This window comes from Bacillus cereus group sp. MYBK108-1 (assembly GCF_051917185.1).
Classification (GTDB): domain Bacteria; phylum Bacillota; class Bacilli; order Bacillales; family Bacillaceae_G; genus Bacillus_A; species Bacillus_A cereus.
This window is the reverse complement of sequence record NZ_JBQAHZ010000004.1, coordinates 207,642-229,793: the sequence shown is the minus strand read 5'-3', so window position 1 is coordinate 229,793 and position 22,152 is coordinate 207,642. Positions and strand designations below refer to the sequence as shown.

Here is a 22,152-nt window from a genome sequence, read left to right as displayed (position 1 = left end):
GTTACTAAATTTATCCACTCCATTCAATGGTTTTTGAATTTTCTAAACTATTATTTTTCATCATTACAAGTGTATATACATATGTTACAATCATATTGCACACTAGAAAACATTATGGGGGTACGGATGGAAACGTTATTAATCCAGCAAACTGAGAAATCAAATAAGTTTTGGAAAATCGTTGTGAAAGAAAAAGACTATGTTGTGTTTTACGGAAAAATTGGCACAGCTGGCAGTGTGAAAGCGAAAGAGTTTGAAACAGAAGAAGAATGTATGAATGAAGCTAATAAACTAGTTGCTTCCAAACGTAAAAAAGGATATACAGACCCGTTGCCTGGGGAAGATTACATAAAAGAAAAAACGATAACCGAAGAAGAATTTTGGGAGCTACTTCATCGTGCAAAAACGAAAGGTGAGGACCAAGAAGAACAAATAGAATGGCTTACTTCTCACCTTGCTAAACGTACAGTACATGAAATTGTAGCTTTTGATACGCATATGCATCGCCTTTTGAAAGACTCCTATACCTCCCGTTTATGGGCAGCAGCCTATATTATTATGGGTGGCTGTTCAGATGATACTTTCGATTACTTCCGCGGATGGTTATTATATCAAGGAAAAGAGACATACGAAGCTTGTATTGAAGATCCAGAACGATTAATTCCTGTATTAGAAAATTTGAGTGAGTATGACGTCCCAGAGATTGAAGAACTTACTCTATATTTCGGGCAAGAAGTTTACATGGAGAAGACTGGGGATGAAGATGATACTTACTTTACACTATACCATGTCTTAACAAATGAAGAGTTTGAGGAAGTTGATATCGAGTTAGATTGGGATGAAGACGATGAGGAAGGTTTAAAAAAGATGTTTCCTAAGCTATGGGAGATGTACGGAGAAGAACCAATTGAGTGGTAGATTAATTATTCGTGAAAAAGTGCCTTGTTTCTTTAGTAACAAGGCACTTTTTTTGATACTATATTTAAATTATTATCTTTCCACTCTCCCACCACTCCATAAAAGTCTTTAAAGAAGGAGCAACCCACGTTCTACTATCATTTTCATGGTTCCATACATATATATCATCTCTTTGTACTTTTCCATTCAAAATGGAATAGCCAAACAAATCACCATTTCCCCCATCAGTAAAAAATAATAAACAGTCAAAAGGCATGTATAAATCCTTAAAATCAACTATATTTCTCATACTCATATTTTCAGTTTTAATTTTTGAAGCAGACCATATAAAGTCACCGTATTCACCTTCTATACCGTTTGTTTCCTGTAATAATTGATATAAATCATTCGGTAACTCCACATGTAAACATTTTTGTATATCAGTAAGTTCATCCTTCGTAGCTGGGTTTTTCAAGCTTAAATTTGATGAGATACTGTGAATGGTGTCTTTCCACATCACCTTTTCCTCCTTATGTGCAATCAAGCATATTCAAAGAACTCCGCTAAATTTATTGATACCATCTTTCTAACAATTTCTTCTCCCTCTCGCCTGAAATACCTGCTTTTAATTCCCATTCTTCCGTACTCTCCATCCACTCATACACATCTGTAACTGTCTCTTCTATTCTTCTAAAAGTAAGCCCTTCTTTCACAGCATTCTCGATACTTATAGTAAACCCGCCTTTCCACGGCTTCGTTTCCCCTTCTAATGAAAAAATTTCTGGAAGCCATAAAGGCATTTCTGTCCAAGGCTGCACATTATGTTCATTCATAAACGATTCCTCTACCCAAACGAATTCAGCATCACTATTCATAACCTTTTTACACGTATTTAATAGCTCTTCCATCGTCAAATCATAATTTGGACCTGTTACATTGAATGTACCTGCATTTTTGTTTTCTGCCATGTTTAGTCCCCAATTTGCGACGTCTTTTATATCAACTATCTGCACTGGACGGTCTTTTCTTCCTGGAACTAACACCTTACCTCCTTTTGCTACACGCTGAATCCAATATGGAAGCCGATCTGTATAATCAAACATTCCTGAAAGAAGTCCTGCTCTTACGTGTAAAACACGCCCAGGCCAATACTTCTCTGCTTCTTTTTCACATAATACTTTAAGCGCACCATAATGCTCATAAGGAGATATTTCACCATTTTCTACAGTCTTTATTTGCTCAGCCGTCGGTTCAGGTTGTAATATATAGTCTTCTTTTATGTCATGCGGAATCCAATCTTTATATACGGAAAGGCTTGAGATGAATATATAGTGTTCAATATTATCTTTAAGTACTTCTCCAACATTTCTAATGTGATGTGGAGAAAATCCACATGTATCTATGACAACGTCCCATTTTCGATTTTCTAAACTTGATACATCTCCATTTCTGTCACCGATAAGCTGCTCCACTTCTAGAAAAATCTCCCGGTTTGTTCCACGATTAAATAATGTAACTTCATGCCCTCTCTGTAAAGCCTCTTCTACAAAAGCTCTTCCTAAAAAACGTGTACCACCTAGTATTAAAATTTTCATGGTTCTCCCCCATTCGTGATTAATAACCCTTCCTAATGTTTAACGATTTTTTATTGAGGAAAGTTACGGGGAGCGTTTAAATTTTTCTACAAGCTCACCATTACTCTGTTAAAAGTATATACTCTTTGATTAATCTCCATCTATCATTTGCTTCTGGCACAACTTCAGAAGCCATCACCACCACCAATTCCTTCTCTGGAATACAACAAATCATATTCCCCCCATCACCCATAGCGCAGTATGAAAAGATTCCATCTTCTTCTCGTAACCACCATAAGTAACCATATTGATTTTGGTTCATTTCTGTCGATTCTTTTATCCATGATTTTGATAGAACTTGTTTTCCATTATGAATACCTTCATTCAAATACATCTGTCCAAACTTAGCCATATCCCTAACCGTTAACGTTACTCCCCAGCCGCCCGTCGAAATACCATTTGGATCGTGAACCCATCCTTTCACATCTTTTCCGAATAAGTCATCGAATCCAAATGCTTTCATATTGTAGTTTGGAATTTCGCTCATGCCCAGTGGTTGAAATAAGTACTCATTCGCAAATTCACTTGCACTTTTCCCTGTTGCATTCGTAATAATCGCTGATAGTACATGCGCTCCTGCAGATGAGTATTTAAAAGATCCAATTTTTCCGCCGTTTCCTATCCTATTTAACGTATACTTTACCCAATCTCGTTGCATACATAGTTCTTCTAACGGCTCCTGCCAGTCTACGAAAGGATGTGGAGCTGTCATTGTCAACAGATGTCGTACTGTTATTTCAGATGAATTAACGTTATATTCCGGGAAAAATTCTATTACTCTTTGATCAACGCTTTTTATATAGCCCTTATCTATACATATCCCAATTAGCGCAGAGATTATCGTTTTTGTGACTGACGCTATGTGAAATGCATCATCTGGACCGTAACCGTTATAATATTTTCCAAAAATAACATTACCTTTCTGCACTACTAACATACCATTCATATTTTCATATTCTTCTTTTATAATCTGATCTAACTTTTCAGCAGTTTTCATTATTCCTTCCCCTTTAACCTATAATTAAAAAGGTTCGATAGGTACATATATATCAACTATATGTTTATGCTTTGGATGCTGCTTTGGGTCATTTCTATATACTTCAAAAGGATACGAATCTCTCGGTTTATATCCGCTATTTGGAAGCCACTCACCGTATATAAAGTCCCATGCTCCTTTATATTCATCTTGGCATATTTCAAAATGTCCTACTGCATACTTTCCAGAAGGTATTACCATTATTCCAACGTCGTTCGTTTCTACTGTGGATTCATCTGAAATTGTTACACATAAACTTGTTCTTAAATGATATTCCTCAGTAAATTCATGATGATCGTGGTAAATGGTTAATACTTTCGTATCATCAAATACATGATAGTTTTGCTTAGCTGCGTAATGAAATAGTTTTTCTATCATTTCTGGAAAAGCTATAGTTAACTCCTCATATGTACCGATATGTCTTATGTATGCGACGTTTATATCGTCCGCTGTTACAATTTCAACATTTCCTCGAACCTTCTTACATTCATTGTATTGAGAAATTCCCCTTACGTCTTTGCAATTCTTGCTATTATAGTTTCGATATTGAGACGGACTTACTCCGTAATAATTTTTAAATGTACGGGAGAAAACTGCTGAATCTGTGAAACCAAAATGGTAAGCGATATCCGTAATCGTCATATCCAATCGATATGTAAGAAGGTTTGTTGCCCTTTCTAACTTCAATCGATTTACATATCGTGATAACGGCTCGTCTACTATTCCTTTAAAAATTCGATGAAAATGAAACTTTGAAAATCCAGCTACCTCGGCTAGCTCTTCAATAGATAGTGAACTATTTATGTTTGATTCTATATAATCTTGAACTGTATGTATGCGTCTTACATACTCATTTCTGCTTTGTTTATTTTCCATACTAATACCTCCTCACAACAAAAAGGCTAACTTTGTGCTAGCCTACTTTTACACATTTTTCAAAAATAAAACTCTACTACCGCCATTCCCATCATAATTTGTATGTACCGATACACCCTCTATCTCATCATCCCCAGCCTCAATTTGAAAGCCAATCTCCCTATGAAACTGTATCGATTTTTTATTAACTGGTGACGTGATTGCTTTTACAACTTTACGGTTATTTGCACGTGCGACATCAAAGAAATACGAATACAATGTCGATGCAATTCCTCTTCTTCTATACTTCGGATTGACACCGATAAAATGAACGTACGCTTCCTCTTTATGCGTTTGTGAGAAGAATCCGCATAAGAAACCTAACGTTTCTCCCTCTTCTTCAATAATAAAACTCGTTTCTTGAAAGTGAATGAAGAACAATTTTGGCAACATGGCAGCCATGTCTCTCCCGCCCCACCAATCATTTAAAACAGAATGAATCTTTACATAATCTTCCCCTTGGATGTTTCTTACTCGCATATGTTTCTCCCTCTCACTCACTTCATTTTTTCATAAATTTTAATGACTGTTTCTACTAATAGGATGAATACCCATATCCCGCAAAATACGAGAACTGACTGAAATATAGAACCTAGCATAACAATACTTATTAAACCTAATTCTGATCCTGAAATGGACATTTCATCAAACCCCAGGTTATGTATAAATGGACCAGTTGAAAAAGCCATTAAAATAGATCCTATTAAATAAATCACACTCATTATTTTGAATATTTTTATAGAAAGATACAAAGTTTGTTTTTCTTCCACTTGTGATAATTCGATTTCTCCACTCGCAATTCCTTTTTGTAAACAGTCCTCACATAGAAATTCTTCCTTAATTTTTTTACCACCGTGCAATGTACCTGTAATTTCTTTACAGCGCGAACACTTTCGATTTATCATTTTGTTATCACTCCAATCTCGTAAGATTATACTTATACAATTCTATTTTTACCTTATTATTCCTTTTGTGTATTTTATAGAGAGGTGACGTGTCTTATGATATCTAAACTTATTTTTGGTTATAAAAAGCCTACTGAGCAATATGTATTACGGCCTAGTTGTTATGCAATTATTTTTAACTCAACTTCTTCAAACATTGCTATTATCCAAAAAGGAGACCGTTATTTTTTACCTGGTGGCGGTATGGAAGGTACCGAAACAAAAGATGAATGCTTACATCGTGAACTACTAGAGGAATTAGGATGGGCAATTGAAATTAATCAATATATCGGTAATGCAATGCGATATTTTTATGCGGAAAAAGAAGATACATATTATTTAAACGATGGATTTTTTTATATTGCGAACATGGTGCAGACACAAACTGAAAACTGTGAGGAAGATCATGTTTTGCGGTGGATGTCTCCTTTACTTGCTGTAGAGCTTCTCATTCATGATCATCAAAAATGGGCTGTTGAACAAGCGCTTTTATTACAAAAACCAAAAGGATCTCCTTCTATATGAAAGAGATCCTTTTTATTGTTAACTTACTTTTTTCAAATTGAGAGCTGGCTTTTGAATTCCACCCTTTTTTACAACATATAAGCCGATAAAGATTATAAGTCCGCCAACGAGTTGCATCATGTTGATTTGCTCTCCGATAGTTACTGCCGCGAAGATAACTGCGAACAATGGTACAAGATACATATAAACCATTACTTTCGTTGAGCCTATTTTACTAATACCGACATACCACATTGCAAGTCCGAAGATTGTCGCGAAGACGATTGAATATGCTAGAGACCCCCAGCTTGGCATGTCTACTGGCCACGTTAATGTATTTACGTTGAATAAACAATATACAACGAGAGGTACAATTCCAATTAAAGTTGACCAAGATGTGACTCTCATTGCGGAATATTTTGTTATAAGAGGTTGCGCTAATATTGGGTACCATCCCCACGCAATCGCTGCGACTAATCCAATTATGTTTCCGAGCCACGCATATTCGTAAGTAGCTCCTCCTGTATGCCCTGTTAATAAAACGAATGCTGCACCAACAAAGGCCACTATTGAACCAATTTGTACTTTCATCGAAAAACGTTCTTGTTTGTGCAATACTGCTAATATCCCTGTAAAAATAGGTGACATTGCAATTAATAATGAGGCGTTCGTTGCTGAAGTATATTTTACAGATAGCATAAACATCGTTTGATACATTGCCGTTCCAACGATACCAACTGCTACTAATCGTAACCAATCTTTTCTTTCAATACGTAATGAGCGTTCCATTAAAAATGTAATAAGTAATAATACCGGTGATGCTACTAAAAATCGTAAACTATTAAATTGAATGGATGACATAAATGCCACGCCATACTTTCCTATTGTATAATTTGCTCCCCATACTAACGCTACTGATACTAGGAGCCATTCCATTTGCCATCTTTTCATCCGAATCTCCCCTTCCATATTTAGCATAGTAAAATTGGCTGGATATAACACCGTCCAATTGGCTGTTTTTTTACCCAGCCAATTTGTTATACTTAATGTATATAAGAGATGCGGAGGCGTTTGTATGGAATGGAAGCTAGATAACGACAGTAAAATCCCTATTTATCAGCAAGTTGTTGACTTTATTGAAAAGCGTATTACATACGGAGAACTTCCACCTGGTAGCTTCCTCCCTTCCGAACGGAAATTAGCTATGCAGTTAAATGTAAACCGAAGTACAGTAACGACTGCTTATAATGAACTACGTGCTATGGGGATTGTAGAAAGTACGACTGGTAAAGGGACACGTGTAAGTACACATATGTGGGGCGTCTCTCCAACATTAACGCCGAACTGGAGAAATTTCGTAGAAGGTGGTACTTTTTTACCAAACTTACCGTTACTTCGCCATATTCGTGCGGAAGTACAACAAAATGAAAATATCATTGATTTCGCAAACGGAGAGCTCGGTTGTAACCTCTATCCGCACGATCAACTACAAACGATTTTACGAGAACAACCGTTAACACATTCATTAAGTTATGATCATCCGCAAGGCTATCTCCCGCTAAGACAAGCGGTCGTAAAATATATGAAGGAATATTTAAAAGTTGAAGCGACTGAGCAATCCATTATGATTACATCTGGCGCACAGCAAGCACTTCACCTTATCGTACAATGTTTATTAAATCCCGGTGATGCAGTCGCTTTCGAAAGTCCTTCACACTGTTATTCCTTACCGTTATTCCAATCAGCAGGTATTCGTATTTTCCCTTTACCTGTCGATGAACACGGTATTAACCCAGACGATGTGCAAGAATTATATAGAAAGCATCGTATAAAAATGATCTTTTTAAATCCAAACTTCCAAAATCCTACGGGAACAATGCTTCATCCAAACCGTAGAAAAAAACTGTTATCACTTTGCGCAGACTTACGAATTGCGATTGTTGAAGATGATCCTTCTAGTTTACTTACGCTAGAAAAGAAACAACCTTGCCCTACTTTGAAATCAATTGATGAAAATGGAACTGTCATTTATGTACATTCCTTATCAAAAATGATTGCACCAGGCTTACGAGTTGGTTGGCTCGTTGCCCCGCAGTCTGTAGTAGAAAGGTTATCCGACGCAAGGCACCAAATGGAATTAGGTATGAGCATTTTCCCACAGTGGCTTATGCAACAATTTTTTGAAACTGTACCATTTCAGTCGCATATCGTACCGTTACGAAAACAACTAGCAGAAAAAAGAGACGTTATCGTCCACGCTCTAAACGAGCAACTTCATGATAAAATCTCTTTTTCAAATCCGACCGGTGGAATATACATATGGGGAAAATTAAAAGAACCGATAAACGAAAAACAACTTATTATGCAAAGTTTAAAACAAGAAATTGCTTTTATGCCAGGTAGTATTTTCGGCGCAAAAGATGGTTATATACGTTTATCTTATGGAAAAGTGAATATTAATCAAATTGAGGAAGGTATTTCTCGTTTGCGGGAGGCTATTTTGGTTTGTGAAAAATAACGTGAGATAAAGCTTTCTCGTTTGACAAAAGAAAAATCTACCATTATTATCAACACGAACCTAGTTATAGGAGTGATAAAAATGAAAATTTACGTTGATGCAGATGCTTGTCCTGTAAAAGATGTAATTATTTTTGAAGCTACGAATGCAGAAATCCCTGTAACCCTCGTTACTAGCTTTTCTCATTATTCTAATGCGGAACAACCAAAAGGTGTGGAAACAATATATGTTGATTCCGGAGCAGATGCTGCTGATTACCGAATTATGCAGTTAGCAAAAAAAGAAGATTTAATCGTAACACAAGATTACGGTCTTGCTTCGCTCGCTTTAGCAAAAGGCTGTATCGTACTACACCATAAAGGCTATAAGTATACGAATGATAACATTGAACAATTGTTACAAACACGATATTTAAGTGCAATGGTTCGAAAAAGTGGTAAGCGTACAAAAGGACCGAAACCATTTACAGCAGAAGATAAAGAGAAATTTAGAGCGCTCTTTAAAAGTATGATCGCACTTTAAAAATGAATCGTCTATTTGCTAGGAAAACTTCGCAAAACAAAGAAGAGAATATCGTAATGAACATTCTCTTCTTGAGGTTTACCCGTTTAGAATGAAGGTAAATTATCTAAGTTATTTTCTTTTATTCCATCCGGTTCACTACGTATAATATCTCTGCCATACTTATGAAATACGTCCACATGAGCTAACTTCCCTGATTTTGCTTCATTAAGAGCAGTCATATAATCTAACTCTCTCCCGCTACTTGTTTTAAACGCTATTAAATCTCCATCATCATTTTTACGAACAGCAACAATTTGTTCTGCTCCTGTATTGACTTCATGGCCTACTTCAAATTGAGCTTGCTCTTCTCCTTGATGTAAATAATCATTATACACCTTTTCAAAGTCTTTTTTGTCCATAAAACTCACCTCCAACACATTTTATTAGTATGGTTGGGAGGTAGTGGTTTTATGTACTTTTCTCTTAGAAAAACGTATTTTTAATACCTACGCAACCCTTTCAAAGTCTCCAATATATCATCTGTAAAGGCTGTGCTACCCTCTGTCTCTAAAACTCTAAAATATAAACTTCTTAAGAAAGCTCTAATATTTTGTACTAAAATATCATATTGAGGATGCGGGATGTCTTCAACAATTGCTATACTATGTAACCAGTTGCTCCACTCTTCTTCAGTTAAAAGGTTTTGGTTACGTAACGACATAATTGGTGCTACTAATCTCTCATCCTCAAAGTGAATGTATACGTAGTCATGTAAGCGTACCTTCTGACGAACGGCAGCTAGTATTGCATATGAGAACTCACGATTTTGGATTGTACGCGCTAAAGCATCAAGCGCATCTGCTGCATGTGCAGTAGAGTGTGCCCAGCCTTTTCCTTCTACGTAGCCCCTTACATCTTCTTCTAAATATACATATTCCAACACTTGTTCTGCCACACTGTACAATTGTTCTTCCGATAACAACGGTTCTCTTTCATGAACAGATAAAATAAGTGGTGGAATTAATACGGAGAATGCACGTTTAAATACAGAGTCTGTTCCCTTTTCACCAATTTTATAAAATAAATAATCAGGACTAATTGCTTGTAACATTAATCCTCTTAACTCTTTTTGTCTAAATACATCATTTGTAATCCATGTGTGAAGCGTACTATAAATTAAATCATCACGTAATTCAGCATCAGGTGATCCGATATAATCTAGCATCCATTGCGCATATGGATATGCATCTACGTCTTCTGGTACAGCATAATTGTTATTTTTAATTTGTAGTAGTTCTTCTTTTAGTTCGAGTACTTCATTCATTATATTTCTTGTCCCCTTTTTGCGTTTTTTATTGTCTTATCCCCTTTTATTTGCTTCATAAAATTAATTTAATTATAACAATAAACAAAAGGCTATACATATATTTCTGATTATGTATTACGCTCTTTCATGAAATATAACTTCTGGATTTCCTAAATCACTATTCTTAAATATAACATTCGCACACTCTTTTGGATTATGCTCATCTATATACATCTTACAGGCCGCATGATATCTGTTCAAAAACATCTTCTCTGCTTCTTCATAACTTCCAAAAGCTTCAGTTTCCCGCTTAGCACCACGTTTTCTCGCAATCTCAAAATTTGTATCTACAAAGATTTTGTAATCAAATAAATACGCAACGTCTTTTTTCAATAGAAACGTTCCATCTACTATTAATATCATATTTTGCGTGGCCAATAGCGGCTCATTATGTACAGGCATATTCGTTATTAAGTTATGAGAAATCGTTTCATACTGTAAATTTCCGTTAGGTCCTAAAGGCATTAATAATCTTTCTTTGAAAGCTGTATAATCGTGTGCATCTTCATAATACCCTCTTGCAGATTCTTTTCCTTTTGCATAGCGAATCACTCTTGGATTATGAAAATCATCAATGCTTGCGCGTGTTACTGGTAATCCTCGTTTTTTTATTTCTTCTGCTAATTCGTTTGCAAATGTTGTTTTTCCTGATGCTGTAATACCACTTACTCCAACTCTTGTTGGATAGGTTAAGTTTAGCTTTACAATATGATCTGCAATTTCTTTGATTCGTTGTTTTCGGTTCATGATATCTCCCTTTATAATTAGTTTACATAATATAATTATAAGTCACAATTCATGTCACTATTTGTCGGTAAATCGATATCCTTTGTCGAATCGTTGATATATCGAAAAAATCGTTGATATATTTTAAGTTATGATAGATATATTTGAAAAATCGTTGATATATTATTAGCTTACTTCCCCTTAAACCCCCGATATAAGGCCGTCCGTAACTCTTGCTTATACTCTTCAATTTCTGGCATTTCGAGTTCTTCTGCTAATCTGATAGCTAATTCAATATCATACGGTACTCGTACAAGTTGAATAGAAAAGCTCGCCGCTTCTTTTTCATTATATGTTCCTTCAAATATTAAATAGGAAGCTTGCGTTATTTCAAGTGGGTTTCCTACGCTACCGGCATTACATAACGTTTTCCCTCTGAAATTTTGAACGAACGCTTGGTGAACATCACCGTAACAAACGACATCTGGTTTTCTTTCTCCTTCTATATTTTCTGTCAAATCACTATTTTCGAACATACTAATACGTTCTTCTCTTGAAGCGTGTGGTTGAATTCTTTCATATAAACTTCTCGGTGAAGCGTGAAACATACGAATGAGTTTTCCACTCATAAAAAATTCGATTGAAAATGGTAAACTTCTTAAATAATCATTTTGTTCTTCCGATAATTGTTTTTGATGCCATTTTAATGCTTCAAATTCAGTCGGCTTTGTAATAAAATCATCCCAGTTTCCCATTACGACTACTTCACATTCTTTACGAATGATTTCAATTGCTTCACTGGAATGAGGTCCTTTTCCTACTAAATCTCCAAGGCAAATAATGCGCTCGATTCCTCTTAATTTAATATCATTCAACACGGATTCTAATGCTTGAATATTACCGTGAATATCTGAAATTACTGCTATTTTATCCATATAAATTACTCCTTTATTTATTAAATTCGCTTGATTGATACCATTTTGGAATATAAGATGAAAAATGATTATGATCTTCTAAAATTCCATTTAATCTTTCCTTCATATCATCTACTAAATGCGGTGTACTTCGATTCGTCCAAACGATATCCGCTGGGAATGTCATCGCGACGTACAATGTATACAGTTTCCAAAAATGAAGCGATGGTTCGCCTCCGAAATAACCGTGAACTTGTCCAACCGCAAATGGTTTACTTATTCTTATAGTAAAAATCGCTACGTTATAAAAATCGTGTATTGGATCACCAAAATCATATCCACCAAAATCGATAACGATAAATTCCTTATTATGAATCATGCTATTTGCTGGATGGAAGTCATCATGTAAAAATCTTATTGGACGATTTCCCAATAAATCTTTATGATTTTCTACAAAGGTTAATACTGGCTTCAAATCCAGAAAATTCACCTCGTAATCTGTTAGTGCCTCTATGTATCTTTCGTATTTATTCCATCTAGATGTTTCCCATTTATTACTTGCACTTTCTCTTTCAATTGAGTGAATCCTCTTTAATACTTCCCCTGCTTTTCTTCCTGCCTTATACTGTTCTTCCACCGATAACTTCGTTAAACCTTCTTCACCATTTATACCTCGGGTCCATTCAAATACTTGAACACATTTATTTAATTTCTCAATTATTATGAAATGAATTAACTTGGGTGTTGGAATATGTAATGACTCTAATCGTTTCATATACGTATATTCTTCTTGTTTACGTTCAAAATGAACAGCATCACATACTTTTACAAAATAGGTTTCTTGATTCTTTAATTCAATTTTATACTTCTCTTCATGTGAAAAACCTTTTGAAATAGCTGTACACGTTGCAATACGAGGCCATTCTAGTATTCTCTCTATCTCTCTAAGCATTTCTTCCACAACGTTCACCTCTATTAATATATGTACAAACTACCTAGCACTTCATGCTCTCGTTTATTTCCACCTTTAAACTCTACTGCAAATGGATATTCACCATTCTTATTCAAATGTTCTAGTACTAGCCCTTCTCCAATCGGTTCACAAAACTGCACATGAATATCTCCAAATACTACACTTTGACACTCGGCATTCCATTTTTCATTTTTCACAACTGAGCTTGTAGATAGCTCCATTACTTCTTTCCATTTCCGTACTGTTTCTCGAACATTTTTTACTGCGTAATGAATCGTTTCAATTTGTTGCACTTTGTTTTTATGTTCAGTAATCGTCCCACTGTTACGTAAATCGTTTCTTCTTTCTTCGTCCGTTTCATTCCACTGTATAAAGAAAGGTAATTTCGGTCCGTTCTCTTCTTGCTTAACGAATAACATTTTCCATTCTAAAAGTCGGCCATCTTTTCTCATGCGTTTCCCTTCAAATGGCCCTATCGTATGTAAGCCGTACTTATTAAAGTTAACTGCTAGCTCCTCAATTGCATCTGTTCGGATCGCGATTTGTAGCATTCCTTCTCCATTTTGTAGTTTCACCACTGTTTCTTGTACTAATGGATTTTCTGCTTCTTTCGCTTTTTCTTCATGTTGAACTGCTAAAAATTCTATATATGATAAATCAAAATAACTTAAACTATTCCAAGTACCCCAATTCGTATGCTCTCCGCCTAATACAGTATGAAATCCAAGTTCCTGTATTTGTTTTGCCGCTTCCTCCGGTGTACCATGAACTGTGTGAACGAGATGATCAAATCGTAACATGTCTTTCTCCCCTTTCTCTCCATCCTTTTATTGTATATTTTATTTTTCTTTCATTCAATTCAAAAACTTTAAAACCTAGTTGATTTATACGATTAATATGTATTATAATGAAACAAATTTAATTATTGCTGATTGGAAAAACCAAAGGCACTTTTCTCATACGGGAAAAGTGTCTTTTTCATTTATTATTACAGGGGGATTATTTATGCAGAAATTAATTGTCTTTGCTATTATTGGATTTTTCGCTCAACTGATCGATGGAGCACTCGGAATGGCGTATGGGGTAACGTCTACTTCACTATTATTAATGTTTGGTATTGCACCGGCTGTAGCTTCCGCATCGGTTCATTTAGCTGAAGTCGTTACAACTGCAGCTTCTGGCGCATCTCATATCAAATTTGGAAACGTTGATAAATATACAGTTTCCAGGCTTACATTACCTGGGGCAATCGGCGCATTTGTTGGGGCATGTTTTTTAAGCAATTTACCTGGTGATGTAATTAAACCGTACATTTCCGTATTTTTATTTACTTTAGGGGTTTATATTTTATTACGATTCATCATTCAAAAACAAATTGTCACTTCAAATAAGCGTATGTCTGCAAAACAACTTGTGCCGCTTGGTTTATTCGCTGGATTCGTTGATTCAACTGGTGGCGGTGGTTGGGGGCCGATTACGACACCTGTTCTTCTAGCAAGAGGAAATGAAGCTAGAAAAGTTATTGGATCTGTAGATACGAGTGAATTTCCTGTTTCACTCGCTGCAACAATCGGCTTCTTCATCTCACTTGGCTGGGAACAAGTAAGCTGGGTTTGGGTATTTTCTCTCATGCTCGGTGGTATCGTAGCGGCACCAATCGCGGCATGGCTAGTTCGCATTGTTCCTTCTCATTTACTTGGCGTATTAGTTGGTGGTCTTATTATCTTTACAAACATTCGTACACTGCTTACTACATTTAAAGTGGATCCAACTATTATTTCACTTTCTTACGTTGCAGTTGGTCTTGTCGTTATTATTTCTATTTTCATTGCTGTTCGTAATCATTCCAATCGTCCTAATACGTCAACGGCTGAGTATCCGAATGATCAGAAGCAAATGCTACCATAACTATAAAAAATACCGCTCAATTTAGAGCGGTATTTTTTATTTTTCTATTTTCCAATTAATCATCATTTCTGTAGCATTTACTCTCTTCATATGTAACTTTTCTAAAACACGCATCGAACTATAATTATCTAGAAGTGTCTCTGCAATTATTGTTTCTACCTCACCTGTTTTGAAAGCCCAATCGATTAGTTCTTTTACAGCTTCTGTTGCATAGCCCTGATTCCAATATTTCTCAATGATTCCATAGCCAATTTCTACTGTTTGATTCTCGTTTGGTTTCCCTTTAAACCCAATATCACCTAAAACGCTATCATCTTCTTTTCGAAGAACATACCACGCCCCCCATGGTAATAAAGTTGCATCTTTTTTTACATTCTTTACATGCCCTACAATATGCGGGCCGCTATTGTATCCTTGCTCGTTAGCGACTTGAATCCTCTCTTCTGTACACGGCACTATATAGAGCCTTTCTGTTTCTAATTTCATTTTGATTTCCCCTTTTCAATTAAACAATACCTCAATTTTACTAAAAATAAAAAGAATATTCATTCTATTTGTTAAATTTACACTTATTCTTTGAAACGAATTTAAGGAATAATCCTCTTTTGATAGTTATGTCGAATTATATTTTTCTGAATTTTCTTTTAATTTAGAGGGTTTTTCAATATTTTTTGCGAAACATTTGTATAACAATTTTTTCTTTGCTTATTGCTACATAATAGTAGGTTCGGGTGGAGTTTTGCAAGCGTTTCCTATACAATAACCGATATTTTTTGACTTTTCCTAACAAAATATCTTGCAATATATTCAGAAAGTCATTACAATTGCCATATATTAAAAATCTTAGCAATATATAAATCCTCATCAATCCGATGAGGTAGAGGTTGCGACTTTTAATAGTAAAACGGACGAGACACAGAGAATGTCAGCTGACTCCGTTTGAAAGGAAAAGTTGCCGAAGTTTATATTTCTTCTCTGGAAATATGAGCTGGGGCTGTCTCCGAAAGGAACAGAACTGTCACGTTTACAAAATTACCGTGTAAACGTGGGGTGCTATCTTAACGGAAGGGTATGATGGGGTGGTTATTTGTGAAACGTTCCGCCAAATTCCTTTGGCGGTTTTTTGTATTTTTCTCCCCCGCTCCTTCCTAACCTACAAGAAAAGGAGTGTTGAACATGAATAGCGCAACAAATCAATCTACCTCTAAAACGCAAACTACACAAGGACAAGGTGAATTAAAACGCGGATTAAAATCTCGTCACCTTACGATGATTTCTCTCGGTGGTACAATTGGTACCGGACTATTTCTTGCCAGCGGTGGTGTCATCCATACAGCTGGACCTGGTGGCGCATTAATTGCATACGCCGCAATTGGAATTATGGTTTATTTTTTAATGACAAGCTTAGCTGAACTTGCAGCTTACATGCCTGTTACTGGATCTTTTAGTACGTATGCAACAAAATTTGTTGATCCATCACTTGGCTTTGCACTTGGATGGAACTATTGGTATAACTGGGCAATTACGATTGCTGCTGAACTTGCAGCCGTAACATTAATTATGAAATTTTGGTTCCCAGATACCCCTTCTCTTATTTGGAGCGGATTATGTTTAGCTATTATTTTCCTTTTAAACTATTTATCTGTTAAAGGGTTTGGTGAATCTGAATATTGGTTCGCACTTATTAAAGTAGTTACGATTATTATCTTTTTAATTGTTGGTTTCATGATGATTTTTGGAATTATGGGCGGTGAAACGGTTGGATTTAAAAACTTCACTGTTGCAGATGCACCATTTAACGGCGGTATCATGGCAATTATCGGTGTGTTTATGGCAGCTGGTTTCTCATTCCAAGGTACTGAACTATTAGGAGTAGCTGCTGGTGAAACTTCTGATCCAGAGCGTAATATTCCGAAAGCGATTCGTTCAATCTTTTGGCGTATTCTTTTATTCTATATCCTTGCAATTCTCGTTATCGGTTTATTAATTCCTTATACAACTGAAAGCCTTGCTGCAAGTGATGTTACAGTAAGTCCGTTTACACTTATTTTTGAAAAAGCGGGCGTTGCCTTTGCTGCTTCTGTTATGAACGCTGTTATTTTAACGGCAGTACTATCTGCTGGTAACTCTGGTATGTATGCATCAACTCGTATGCTTTGGGATTTAGCTCGCCAAGGAAAAGCACCAAAGTTTCTTGGTAAATTAGATAGCCGCGGTGTACCTGTTAACGCATTAATCGTAACATCGATTGTCGGTAGTATCGCTTTCATTGCTTCTTTATTCGGTGACGGTGTTGTATACATTTGGTTATTAAATGCATCAGGAATGTCTGGCTTTATCGCTTGGGTCGGCATTGCAATTAGTCATTACCGTTTCCGTAAAGCATATATTGCACAAGGAAAAGATTTGAAAGACTTACCATATAGAGCAAAATGGTTCCCATTTGGTCCAATCTTCGCATTTACACTTTGTATCATCGTAATTTTAGGACAAAACTACGGCGCATTTATGGGTGAATCAATCGATTGGAATGGCGTACTCGTTTCTTACATCGGTTTACCACTCTTCTTAGTACTATGGTTAGGATATAAATTTACGAAAAAAACAAAAGTGATTCCACTTGATAAATGTGAACTAAAATAAAGTGAAACGAGCAAACAAATTTGTTTGCTCGTTTTTTGTTGCAAACCTCTTTGCTTCCCTATTGCTCCTGTTTTTGCCATAATAGAAGAAATATAAATAAAAGGTTGGGATACAATGAACATTCGCATTACTGATGAAGCAAAAGCAGCTATACATAGATTAGAACGTGAAGACAAAAAGATCATTCGCATTAGAGGAACAATGACAAACTCTTGTAGTATTTTCGTTGATGTCGATTTAATTTGGGATACATTTAACGCAGATGATGTTGTATATGAAGATGCGGAGCTTATCGTACAAATGGATTCATTTACGAAAGACTACACTGGTGATACAGTGAAGCTTGATTATAAGACGACAGGTTTTAGTATTACGACTCCGAGTGAGACTTTGGTTTATGGATTGTCGATTAAAAAATAAAAATTGTTTTCATTTGACCACCGAGGTGAAAAAATGGGTAAATATGTTCCGTTAAAATTTTTATTTAATGAAGAATTAGCAGAAAAAACAGCTGATTCTATTTGTAAACACGATCCTTGTTTCTCTAAAAGCATCTTTGTAGATTCTGTAGCTTGTAAAGTTGAAAATTTAGAGTTAAAACAGCGTATTGAAGTAATTGCAGATGAATTACACAATGCTTTACAAAAAGATTTTAATGCTGCAATACATATATTACTGAAAACATTAGGACCAGAAAATACAACAGAAGTAGGCACATTTACAAATGGATATATGTACATGCCTGTTGCAAAATACGTTGAAAAATATGGGCTTAACGATTTTAAAATCTCGTTTAATGCAATGTATGAAATAACGAAAAGGAATACTGCTGAATATGCCATTCGGCCCTTTCTTGAAACATACCATGAAGATACACTAAACATATTACAACAGTGGATTCATGACGAAAACAGCCACATTAGGAGATTAGTTTCTGAAGGTACAAGACCAAGGCTTCCTTGGGCTAAAAAAATAGGAGCTCTAAAAGGTGATTTTCAGTACAATTTACAACTTCTTGAACCATTAATGAATGACCCTTCTAAATATGTTCAAAAATCTGTAGCCAATCATATTAACGATATTACGAAAGAAGATAAAGAACTCGTTTTTCAGTGGTTACAGCAATTACGTGATAAACAGCATCCTATTAATCCTTGGATTATAAAACATGGGTTAAGAACAGTTATTAAAAATGGTACTTTACCAAAAGATTTTTGTTTTTAAGTATTTTAAACAAAACCGCTTATGCTTCAAAAATGAAGTATAAGCGGTTTTCCTTTTGAATACAGAAATAACAAACGTAAAAAGCACTTTAAATTTCTTCTTTATATCATTATTTTACTAGCTCTTCTATGTTATTACTTTCCTTAATTTTTTCGGATGATAGCCAGAGTGAATAACTTGTTCCATCCTTGTTCCTTAAAAATATGTTAAATTCCTTATTATATAGTTCTTCTTTAAGAATAGTGACTACCTTTCTCAAATCCTCTATTACATATGGATCATTTCTATATTTTATCTCACTGTCATTGAAAACTAATGTCAATTCATACTCTAGACAATTGCCGTCTTTCGGGTGTGGACAAATAATATCCTCAATTTCAAAGTGGCTATTTTGTATCTCATTTAATCTTTCGCCTACTTTGGTTTCAGTTTGAACCAAATATGTCCAATAACCGTTTACTGTGTTTTTCATTGTTAAAAGCAGTTCTTCTTTCGTTATAGCTTTTTGTATATTTTGAAAAGGGAAACCTATAGATTTACCATTATAATCCTCAATTTCAAGTTTTGTTATCTTTCTATTACTCTTCTGAATGAATTGGATTAGAGCATATAAACGATCTAATTCTTTTGATTGGAATTGACTGTAATCAATCTTGTCACTCATTTTTAAAGTTAATAATAACGTATCCGTTGGTTTCTCCTCTATATCATCATCCACTATATATTGAAAAACATTTTTATTTTCAGGTTCCACGTAACCTAATTTTTTAATTTCTTCTAGCATTGGTTTAAATTTCTTATATTCCTCATATGTTTTTTTTCCGTATTGATATTCATCACCTTTTATTCTTGAGTATACTAAGCCATCAACCTCTACTCTAAATTGAATATTTTTATTGTTTTTCGCTTGAACAGTATGGTATGTATGCCCCATATTCCCTTCGTGTATAGCACCCCAATCTGTTACAATCACATCAATTCCGTGCTTTTTTTTCACATATTTTTTCACCTGATCTTCATCTTCATAATTACAACCACTTAAACATAAGAAACATAACAATAGTAACATTACATTTTTTATTCTTTTCATATAGCACCTTGCCCTCTTTTCGCATAAACAAAATATTCCATATATAAAGAATACTAAATCGTTGAATGTTTTCAAAGAATTAAAATATTTTTACAATCAGTTTATATATTTATTTCTTTTATTAATGGCTCTAATAAACTTTACTATTGATAATCGAATATAATAAAAAGAAACCTAAATTTAAGGTTTCCCATTTTTACCAATAATTCAGATTTTAATAGATATTTTTTAGCCAAGTAATAATTCGTAGTACCTGAACCGGCTCAAACCAAGTAATGAAAAACAGGACAACAAAGAAAAAGATAAGTGATATGAATTTTACTCTTCCATCTTCACGTCTAGCAATTGCTATAAAACTTAGAACCATTCCAATTTAAAAAGAAATATACCCTAATAGGATAATAGGCTCAGAATAGCTATCTATTATCCTATTTAATCCAAATAATAATAGTCCAAAAGTCATCAAGATTATTGAAAATACACTAAATTTTTTCATAATTCAACCTCCAATATAATTTTACTATTTTATGGAGAGAATAATTTTTTATGCGTATGAATGAACAATTACACTATAAAAATAGATAACTCAATTTATTTTTTCATTAAACAACTGCCTTCTTTTATTCCTTCAAAGGATTTCCACTCAATTATCCCGAATATATAAATAACCATTCTCACAAGGAGCGAATTTATATGAATCTATTCGAACACGAAACGTAAAACCGCTTCTCTTTCATAAGAGGTCCTCCCGTTCTCCTTTCTCATCATATCATTCATTGAAAAATAGGAGGACATAATTATGAAACGTGATCCATTATTTTTAACTTTATTAGAAAGTGCAAATACACATTTTAGCGGTTGGGATTTTTCTTTCATTTCAGAAACGGGTCGAATGAAGAGCGAGCCTTTATCGTGGTCGTACGGCAGTACTGCTTTCCAACTTATGCAACGCGCTAAATCAATGCTAGATATGGGGACTGGCGGCGGAGAGTTTTTATCTATGTTACAACCGTTCCCGTCAACTATTTATGCTACTGAGGGCTACGCTCCAAACGTGCCAATTGCTCGAAAGAAATTAGAGCCTTTAGGGGTTACTGTTGTAGAGGTGAACGATGATACTGCATTGCCATTTCAAGATGGTCAGTTTAATCTAATCCTAAACCAACATGAATCATATGCTGCTTCTGAAGTAAAAAGAATCCTTTCTCAAAATGGGATTTTCCTTACACAACAAGTTGGTGGTCTCGATTGTGTGGAACTTAATGAGCAATTTAACGCACCGCTAAATAACGAATTTGCAAGTTGGTCACTTGAAGCAGCATGTAGTGAGTTAGAGGAAACTGGATTTACTATTTTAGAAGCAAAGGAAGAATTCCCTTTCCAACGATTTTATGATATTGGCGCTATCGTCTATTATTTAAAAGCAATTCCGTGGCAAATTCCTGATTTTACTGTCGAAAGGTATTATGAGGAGTTATATCGTATACATGAAATTATCTTACAAAAAGGATATTTTGATGTGAAACAACATCGGTTTATCATTAAGGCGATTCGTGACTAACGGAAAAGAGGTGGCAAAGCCACCTCTTTTCCGTTTACGTATGTTCTCTACTCTTTCACCATAAGAAAAGTTATATCATACATATTACAATTCTGACCAATAAATTGTATTTCTGAAACATATAATCACTTCGTATATATAATGAGAACAAAAACGTGATTTTTCACTATCCTCTTCTATTGAGAAATGAGTTGTTTTTCATATCGCTTGTTCGCATCATCTTCTGTCAAACATGCAGTTGTGTAATTAATAATATTCCGGTTATCGTACGTGAATATATGTTTTAACTTATTTTCTTCTGTTATTACTGTCGGTAAGTATTTTGGTAAGTTGCTAACTACACCTCTATTATCACCATCTAATATCCAATCAATTTCTTTCCATTCTAATAATCCTTCAGCCGTACGTAATGGTGTATTCATTTGCATTCCATCTGGAAAATCAGCAACGAACACATACATTCCTTCACTAGCCTGGGGCTCATCTTTACCTTTAAAAACAACAGTCCCTTTATACGTTACACTTGAAAGTTCTATACCCGTTTCCTCAAACGTTTCTCTAATTATTCCTTCGTATGGCGTTTCATTCTCTTCTATTTTTCCTCCAACACCATTCCACATCCCCATATTCGGCTTTTTATTTCTATTTAATAGCAGTATTTTATCGCTTTTTCTAATAAAACAAATTGTGTATTTGTACATACGATCATTTCCTTTCATTTTCCACATGAGTTATTTGGCTTATTTTCAAGTAAAAACACTCGCCTTACAATTCCTTACTACATAATATATAGTA

Annotated in this window: 25 protein-coding genes, 1 pseudogene and 1 riboswitch; of the genes and pseudogenes, 9 read left to right on the top strand and 17 right to left on the bottom strand. The window is 35.0% G+C overall.

What is annotated here, in order from left to right; genetic code table 11:
• Positions 1–126 precede the first annotated feature (126 nt).
• Positions 127–918, top strand: coding sequence for a DUF4240 domain-containing protein (locus ACTFSL_RS09450; RefSeq protein ID WP_000449125.1), 792 nt, complete (start codon positions 127–129; stop codon positions 916–918).
• A gap of 64 nt (positions 919–982) precedes the next feature.
• Here the strand turns inward: ACTFSL_RS09450 and ACTFSL_RS09445 are convergent, their stop codons facing one another.
• The 6 genes from ACTFSL_RS09445 to ACTFSL_RS09420 all read right to left on the bottom strand — a co-directional run bounded on the left by ACTFSL_RS09445 (position 983) and on the right by ACTFSL_RS09420 (position 5,387).
• Positions 983–1,414, bottom strand: coding sequence for an SMI1/KNR4 family protein (locus ACTFSL_RS09445; protein WP_400154803.1), 432 nt, complete (start codon positions 1,412–1,414; stop codon positions 983–985).
• A 52-nt stretch (positions 1,415–1,466) separates the two neighbouring features.
• A complete protein-coding gene (locus tag ACTFSL_RS09440; RefSeq protein WP_400154804.1) occupies positions 1,467–2,492 on the bottom strand; it encodes an SDR family oxidoreductase in 1,026 nt (341 codons plus the stop codon).
• 100 nt (positions 2,493–2,592) lie between these two features.
• Entirely contained in the window at positions 2,593–3,528 is a 936-nt protein-coding gene (locus ACTFSL_RS09435) for a serine hydrolase domain-containing protein (RefSeq protein WP_440041564.1), read from the bottom strand.
• 24 nt (positions 3,529–3,552) lie between these two features.
• Positions 3,553–4,443 (bottom strand): AraC family transcriptional regulator, encoded by an 891-nt coding sequence (locus ACTFSL_RS09430; RefSeq protein ID WP_440041562.1) that lies wholly within the window; start codon positions 4,441–4,443, stop codon positions 3,553–3,555.
• A 48-nt stretch (positions 4,444–4,491) separates the two neighbouring features.
• Positions 4,492–4,962, bottom strand: coding sequence for a GNAT family N-acetyltransferase (locus ACTFSL_RS09425; protein WP_001266040.1), 471 nt, complete (start codon positions 4,960–4,962; stop codon positions 4,492–4,494).
• Between the two features lie 17 nt (positions 4,963–4,979).
• Positions 4,980–5,387: a DUF3980 domain-containing protein gene (locus ACTFSL_RS09420; protein ID WP_440041561.1), complete on the bottom strand. Its 408-nt coding sequence runs from the start codon at positions 5,385–5,387 to the stop codon at positions 4,980–4,982.
• 96 nt (positions 5,388–5,483) lie between these two features.
• Between ACTFSL_RS09420 and ACTFSL_RS09415 the strand changes: the two genes are divergently transcribed.
• Entirely contained in the window at positions 5,484–5,951 is a 468-nt protein-coding gene (locus tag ACTFSL_RS09415) for an NUDIX hydrolase (protein ID WP_000623966.1), read from the top strand.
• Between the two features lie 18 nt (positions 5,952–5,969).
• On the opposite strand, the gene ACTFSL_RS09410 is transcribed toward ACTFSL_RS09415, so the two are convergent.
• Positions 5,970–6,881, bottom strand: a complete 912-nt coding sequence (locus tag ACTFSL_RS09410) for a DMT family transporter (protein ID WP_017674170.1) — start codon at positions 6,879–6,881, stop codon at positions 5,970–5,972.
• Positions 6,882–7,005: 124 nt separating this feature from the next.
• Here ACTFSL_RS09410 and pdxR point away from each other — a divergent pair, with 124 nt between their 5' ends.
• Positions 7,006–8,448, top strand: coding sequence for a MocR-like pyridoxine biosynthesis transcription factor PdxR (gene pdxR / locus ACTFSL_RS09405; RefSeq protein ID WP_017674171.1), 1,443 nt, complete (start codon positions 7,006–7,008; stop codon positions 8,446–8,448).
• 81 nt (positions 8,449–8,529) lie between these two features.
• Positions 8,530–8,970: a YaiI/YqxD family protein gene (locus ACTFSL_RS09400; RefSeq protein WP_000708761.1), complete on the top strand. Its 441-nt coding sequence runs from the start codon at positions 8,530–8,532 to the stop codon at positions 8,968–8,970.
• Between the two features lie 86 nt (positions 8,971–9,056).
• Here the strand turns inward: ACTFSL_RS09400 and ACTFSL_RS09395 are convergent, their stop codons facing one another.
• From ACTFSL_RS09395 to ACTFSL_RS09370, 6 genes are all read right to left on the bottom strand, one after another.
• Complete coding sequence (locus ACTFSL_RS09395) at positions 9,057–9,371, bottom strand: DUF3892 domain-containing protein (RefSeq protein ID WP_000358176.1); 315 nt, start codon at positions 9,369–9,371, stop codon at positions 9,057–9,059.
• Between the two features lie 80 nt (positions 9,372–9,451).
• On the bottom strand, positions 9,452–10,276 hold the full coding sequence (locus ACTFSL_RS09390; protein ID WP_001006674.1) for a DUF2785 domain-containing protein: 825 nt from the start codon (positions 10,274–10,276) through the stop codon (positions 9,452–9,454).
• A gap of 117 nt (positions 10,277–10,393) precedes the next feature.
• Positions 10,394–11,065, bottom strand: coding sequence for a hypothetical protein (locus ACTFSL_RS09385; RefSeq protein WP_119683613.1), 672 nt, complete (start codon positions 11,063–11,065; stop codon positions 10,394–10,396).
• A gap of 170 nt (positions 11,066–11,235) precedes the next feature.
• Positions 11,236–11,979, bottom strand: coding sequence for a metallophosphoesterase family protein (locus ACTFSL_RS09380; RefSeq protein WP_000357656.1), 744 nt, complete (start codon positions 11,977–11,979; stop codon positions 11,236–11,238).
• A 13-nt stretch (positions 11,980–11,992) separates the two neighbouring features.
• On the bottom strand, positions 11,993–12,919 hold the full coding sequence (locus ACTFSL_RS09375) for an aminoglycoside phosphotransferase family protein (RefSeq protein ID WP_406903960.1): 927 nt from the start codon (positions 12,917–12,919) through the stop codon (positions 11,993–11,995).
• A gap of 14 nt (positions 12,920–12,933) precedes the next feature.
• Positions 12,934–13,731: a VOC family protein gene (locus tag ACTFSL_RS09370; RefSeq protein ID WP_058839144.1), complete on the bottom strand. Its 798-nt coding sequence runs from the start codon at positions 13,729–13,731 to the stop codon at positions 12,934–12,936.
• Between the two features lie 97 nt (positions 13,732–13,828).
• Between ACTFSL_RS09370 and ACTFSL_RS09365 the strand changes: the two genes are divergently transcribed.
• Entirely contained in the window at positions 13,829–14,839 is a 1,011-nt protein-coding gene (locus ACTFSL_RS09365) for a sulfite exporter TauE/SafE family protein (protein WP_002024365.1), read from the top strand.
• A gap of 36 nt (positions 14,840–14,875) precedes the next feature.
• On the opposite strand, the gene ACTFSL_RS09360 is transcribed toward ACTFSL_RS09365, so the two are convergent.
• Positions 14,876–15,325, bottom strand: coding sequence for a GNAT family N-acetyltransferase (locus ACTFSL_RS09360; protein WP_440041559.1), 450 nt, complete (start codon positions 15,323–15,325; stop codon positions 14,876–14,878).
• Positions 15,326–15,709: 384 nt separating this feature from the next.
• Positions 15,710–15,903, top strand: a riboswitch (Lysine riboswitch).
• 112 nt (positions 15,904–16,015) lie between these two features.
• Between ACTFSL_RS09360 and ACTFSL_RS09355 the strand changes: the two genes are divergently transcribed.
• The 3 genes from ACTFSL_RS09355 to ACTFSL_RS09345 all read left to right on the top strand — a co-directional run bounded on the left by ACTFSL_RS09355 (position 16,016) and on the right by ACTFSL_RS09345 (position 18,706).
• Positions 16,016–17,482 (top strand): amino acid permease, encoded by a 1,467-nt coding sequence (locus ACTFSL_RS09355; protein WP_001083395.1) that lies wholly within the window; start codon positions 16,016–16,018, stop codon positions 17,480–17,482.
• Positions 17,483–17,596: 114 nt separating this feature from the next.
• Positions 17,597–17,902 (top strand): iron-sulfur cluster biosynthesis family protein, encoded by a 306-nt coding sequence (locus ACTFSL_RS09350; protein ID WP_002026004.1) that lies wholly within the window; start codon positions 17,597–17,599, stop codon positions 17,900–17,902.
• A 33-nt stretch (positions 17,903–17,935) separates the two neighbouring features.
• Positions 17,936–18,706, top strand: a complete 771-nt coding sequence (locus ACTFSL_RS09345; RefSeq protein ID WP_440041558.1) for a DNA alkylation repair protein — start codon at positions 17,936–17,938, stop codon at positions 18,704–18,706.
• Positions 18,707–18,815: 109 nt separating this feature from the next.
• On the opposite strand, the gene ACTFSL_RS09340 is transcribed toward ACTFSL_RS09345, so the two are convergent.
• Both ACTFSL_RS09340 and ACTFSL_RS09335 read right to left on the bottom strand, forming a co-directional pair.
• Positions 18,816–19,796, bottom strand: coding sequence for a hypothetical protein (locus tag ACTFSL_RS09340; protein ID WP_326235059.1), 981 nt, complete (start codon positions 19,794–19,796; stop codon positions 18,816–18,818).
• A 214-nt stretch (positions 19,797–20,010) separates the two neighbouring features.
• Positions 20,011–20,292, bottom strand: a pseudogene (locus tag ACTFSL_RS09335) (hypothetical protein).
• Between the two features lie 303 nt (positions 20,293–20,595).
• On the opposite strand from ACTFSL_RS09335, the gene ACTFSL_RS09330 reads away from it, so the two are divergent.
• Positions 20,596–21,357, top strand: a complete 762-nt coding sequence (locus ACTFSL_RS09330; protein ID WP_242291986.1) for a class I SAM-dependent methyltransferase — start codon at positions 20,596–20,598, stop codon at positions 21,355–21,357.
• A 176-nt stretch (positions 21,358–21,533) separates the two neighbouring features.
• Here the strand turns inward: ACTFSL_RS09330 and ACTFSL_RS09325 are convergent, their stop codons facing one another.
• Positions 21,534–22,058, bottom strand: coding sequence for an NUDIX hydrolase (locus ACTFSL_RS09325; protein WP_002182860.1), 525 nt, complete (start codon positions 22,056–22,058; stop codon positions 21,534–21,536).
• Between the last annotated feature and the right edge of the window lie 94 nt (positions 22,059–22,152).

Bases quoted from the DNA above. Each gene is read 5' to 3' on its own strand.
- ACTFSL_RS09435 (WP_440041564.1), bottom strand. From the start codon at position 3,528: ATGAAAACTGCTGAAAAGTTAGATCAGATTATAAAAGAAGAATATGAA.
- pdxR (WP_017674171.1), top strand. From the start codon at position 7,006: ATGGAATGGAAGCTAGATAACGACAGTAAAATCCCTATTTATCAGCAA.
- ACTFSL_RS09420 (WP_440041561.1), bottom strand. From the start codon at position 5,387: ATGATAAATCGAAAGTGTTCGCGCTGTAAAGAAATTACAGGTACATTG.
- ACTFSL_RS09395 (WP_000358176.1), bottom strand. From the start codon at position 9,371: ATGGACAAAAAAGACTTTGAAAAGGTGTATAATGATTATTTACATCAA.
- ACTFSL_RS09350 (WP_002026004.1), top strand. From the start codon at position 17,597: ATGAACATTCGCATTACTGATGAAGCAAAAGCAGCTATACATAGATTA.
- ACTFSL_RS09445 (WP_400154803.1), bottom strand. From the start codon at position 1,414: ATGTGGAAAGACACCATTCACAGTATCTCATCAAATTTAAGCTTGAAA.
- ACTFSL_RS09325 (WP_002182860.1), bottom strand. From the start codon at position 22,058: ATGTACAAATACACAATTTGTTTTATTAGAAAAAGCGATAAAATACTG.
- ACTFSL_RS09415 (WP_000623966.1), top strand. From the start codon at position 5,484: ATGATATCTAAACTTATTTTTGGTTATAAAAAGCCTACTGAGCAATAT.
- ACTFSL_RS09450 (WP_000449125.1), top strand. From the start codon at position 127: ATGGAAACGTTATTAATCCAGCAAACTGAGAAATCAAATAAGTTTTGG.
- ACTFSL_RS09440 (WP_400154804.1), bottom strand. From the start codon at position 2,492: ATGAAAATTTTAATACTAGGTGGTACACGTTTTTTAGGAAGAGCTTTT.
- ACTFSL_RS09330 (WP_242291986.1), top strand. From the start codon at position 20,596: ATGAAACGTGATCCATTATTTTTAACTTTATTAGAAAGTGCAAATACA.
- ACTFSL_RS09390 (WP_001006674.1), bottom strand. From the start codon at position 10,276: ATGAATGAAGTACTCGAACTAAAAGAAGAACTACTACAAATTAAAAAT.
- ACTFSL_RS09355 (WP_001083395.1), top strand. From the start codon at position 16,016: ATGAATAGCGCAACAAATCAATCTACCTCTAAAACGCAAACTACACAA.
- ACTFSL_RS09360 (WP_440041559.1), bottom strand. From the start codon at position 15,325: ATGAAATTAGAAACAGAAAGGCTCTATATAGTGCCGTGTACAGAAGAG.
- ACTFSL_RS09430 (WP_440041562.1), bottom strand. From the start codon at position 4,443: ATGGAAAATAAACAAAGCAGAAATGAGTATGTAAGACGCATACATACA.
- ACTFSL_RS09385 (WP_119683613.1), bottom strand. From the start codon at position 11,065: ATGAACCGAAAACAACGAATCAAAGAAATTGCAGATCATATTGTAAAG.
- ACTFSL_RS09365 (WP_002024365.1), top strand. From the start codon at position 13,829: ATGTATTATAATGAAACAAATTTAATTATTGCTGATTGGAAAAACCAA.
- ACTFSL_RS09400 (WP_000708761.1), top strand. From the start codon at position 8,530: ATGAAAATTTACGTTGATGCAGATGCTTGTCCTGTAAAAGATGTAATT.
- ACTFSL_RS09370 (WP_058839144.1), bottom strand. From the start codon at position 13,731: ATGTTACGATTTGATCATCTCGTTCACACAGTTCATGGTACACCGGAG.
- ACTFSL_RS09410 (WP_017674170.1), bottom strand. From the start codon at position 6,881: ATGAAAAGATGGCAAATGGAATGGCTCCTAGTATCAGTAGCGTTAGTA.
- ACTFSL_RS09345 (WP_440041558.1), top strand. From the start codon at position 17,936: ATGGGTAAATATGTTCCGTTAAAATTTTTATTTAATGAAGAATTAGCA.
- ACTFSL_RS09380 (WP_000357656.1), bottom strand. From the start codon at position 11,979: ATGGATAAAATAGCAGTAATTTCAGATATTCACGGTAATATTCAAGCA.
- ACTFSL_RS09425 (WP_001266040.1), bottom strand. From the start codon at position 4,962: ATGCGAGTAAGAAACATCCAAGGGGAAGATTATGTAAAGATTCATTCT.
- ACTFSL_RS09340 (WP_326235059.1), bottom strand. From the start codon at position 19,796: ATGAAAAGAATAAAAAATGTAATGTTACTATTGTTATGTTTCTTATGT.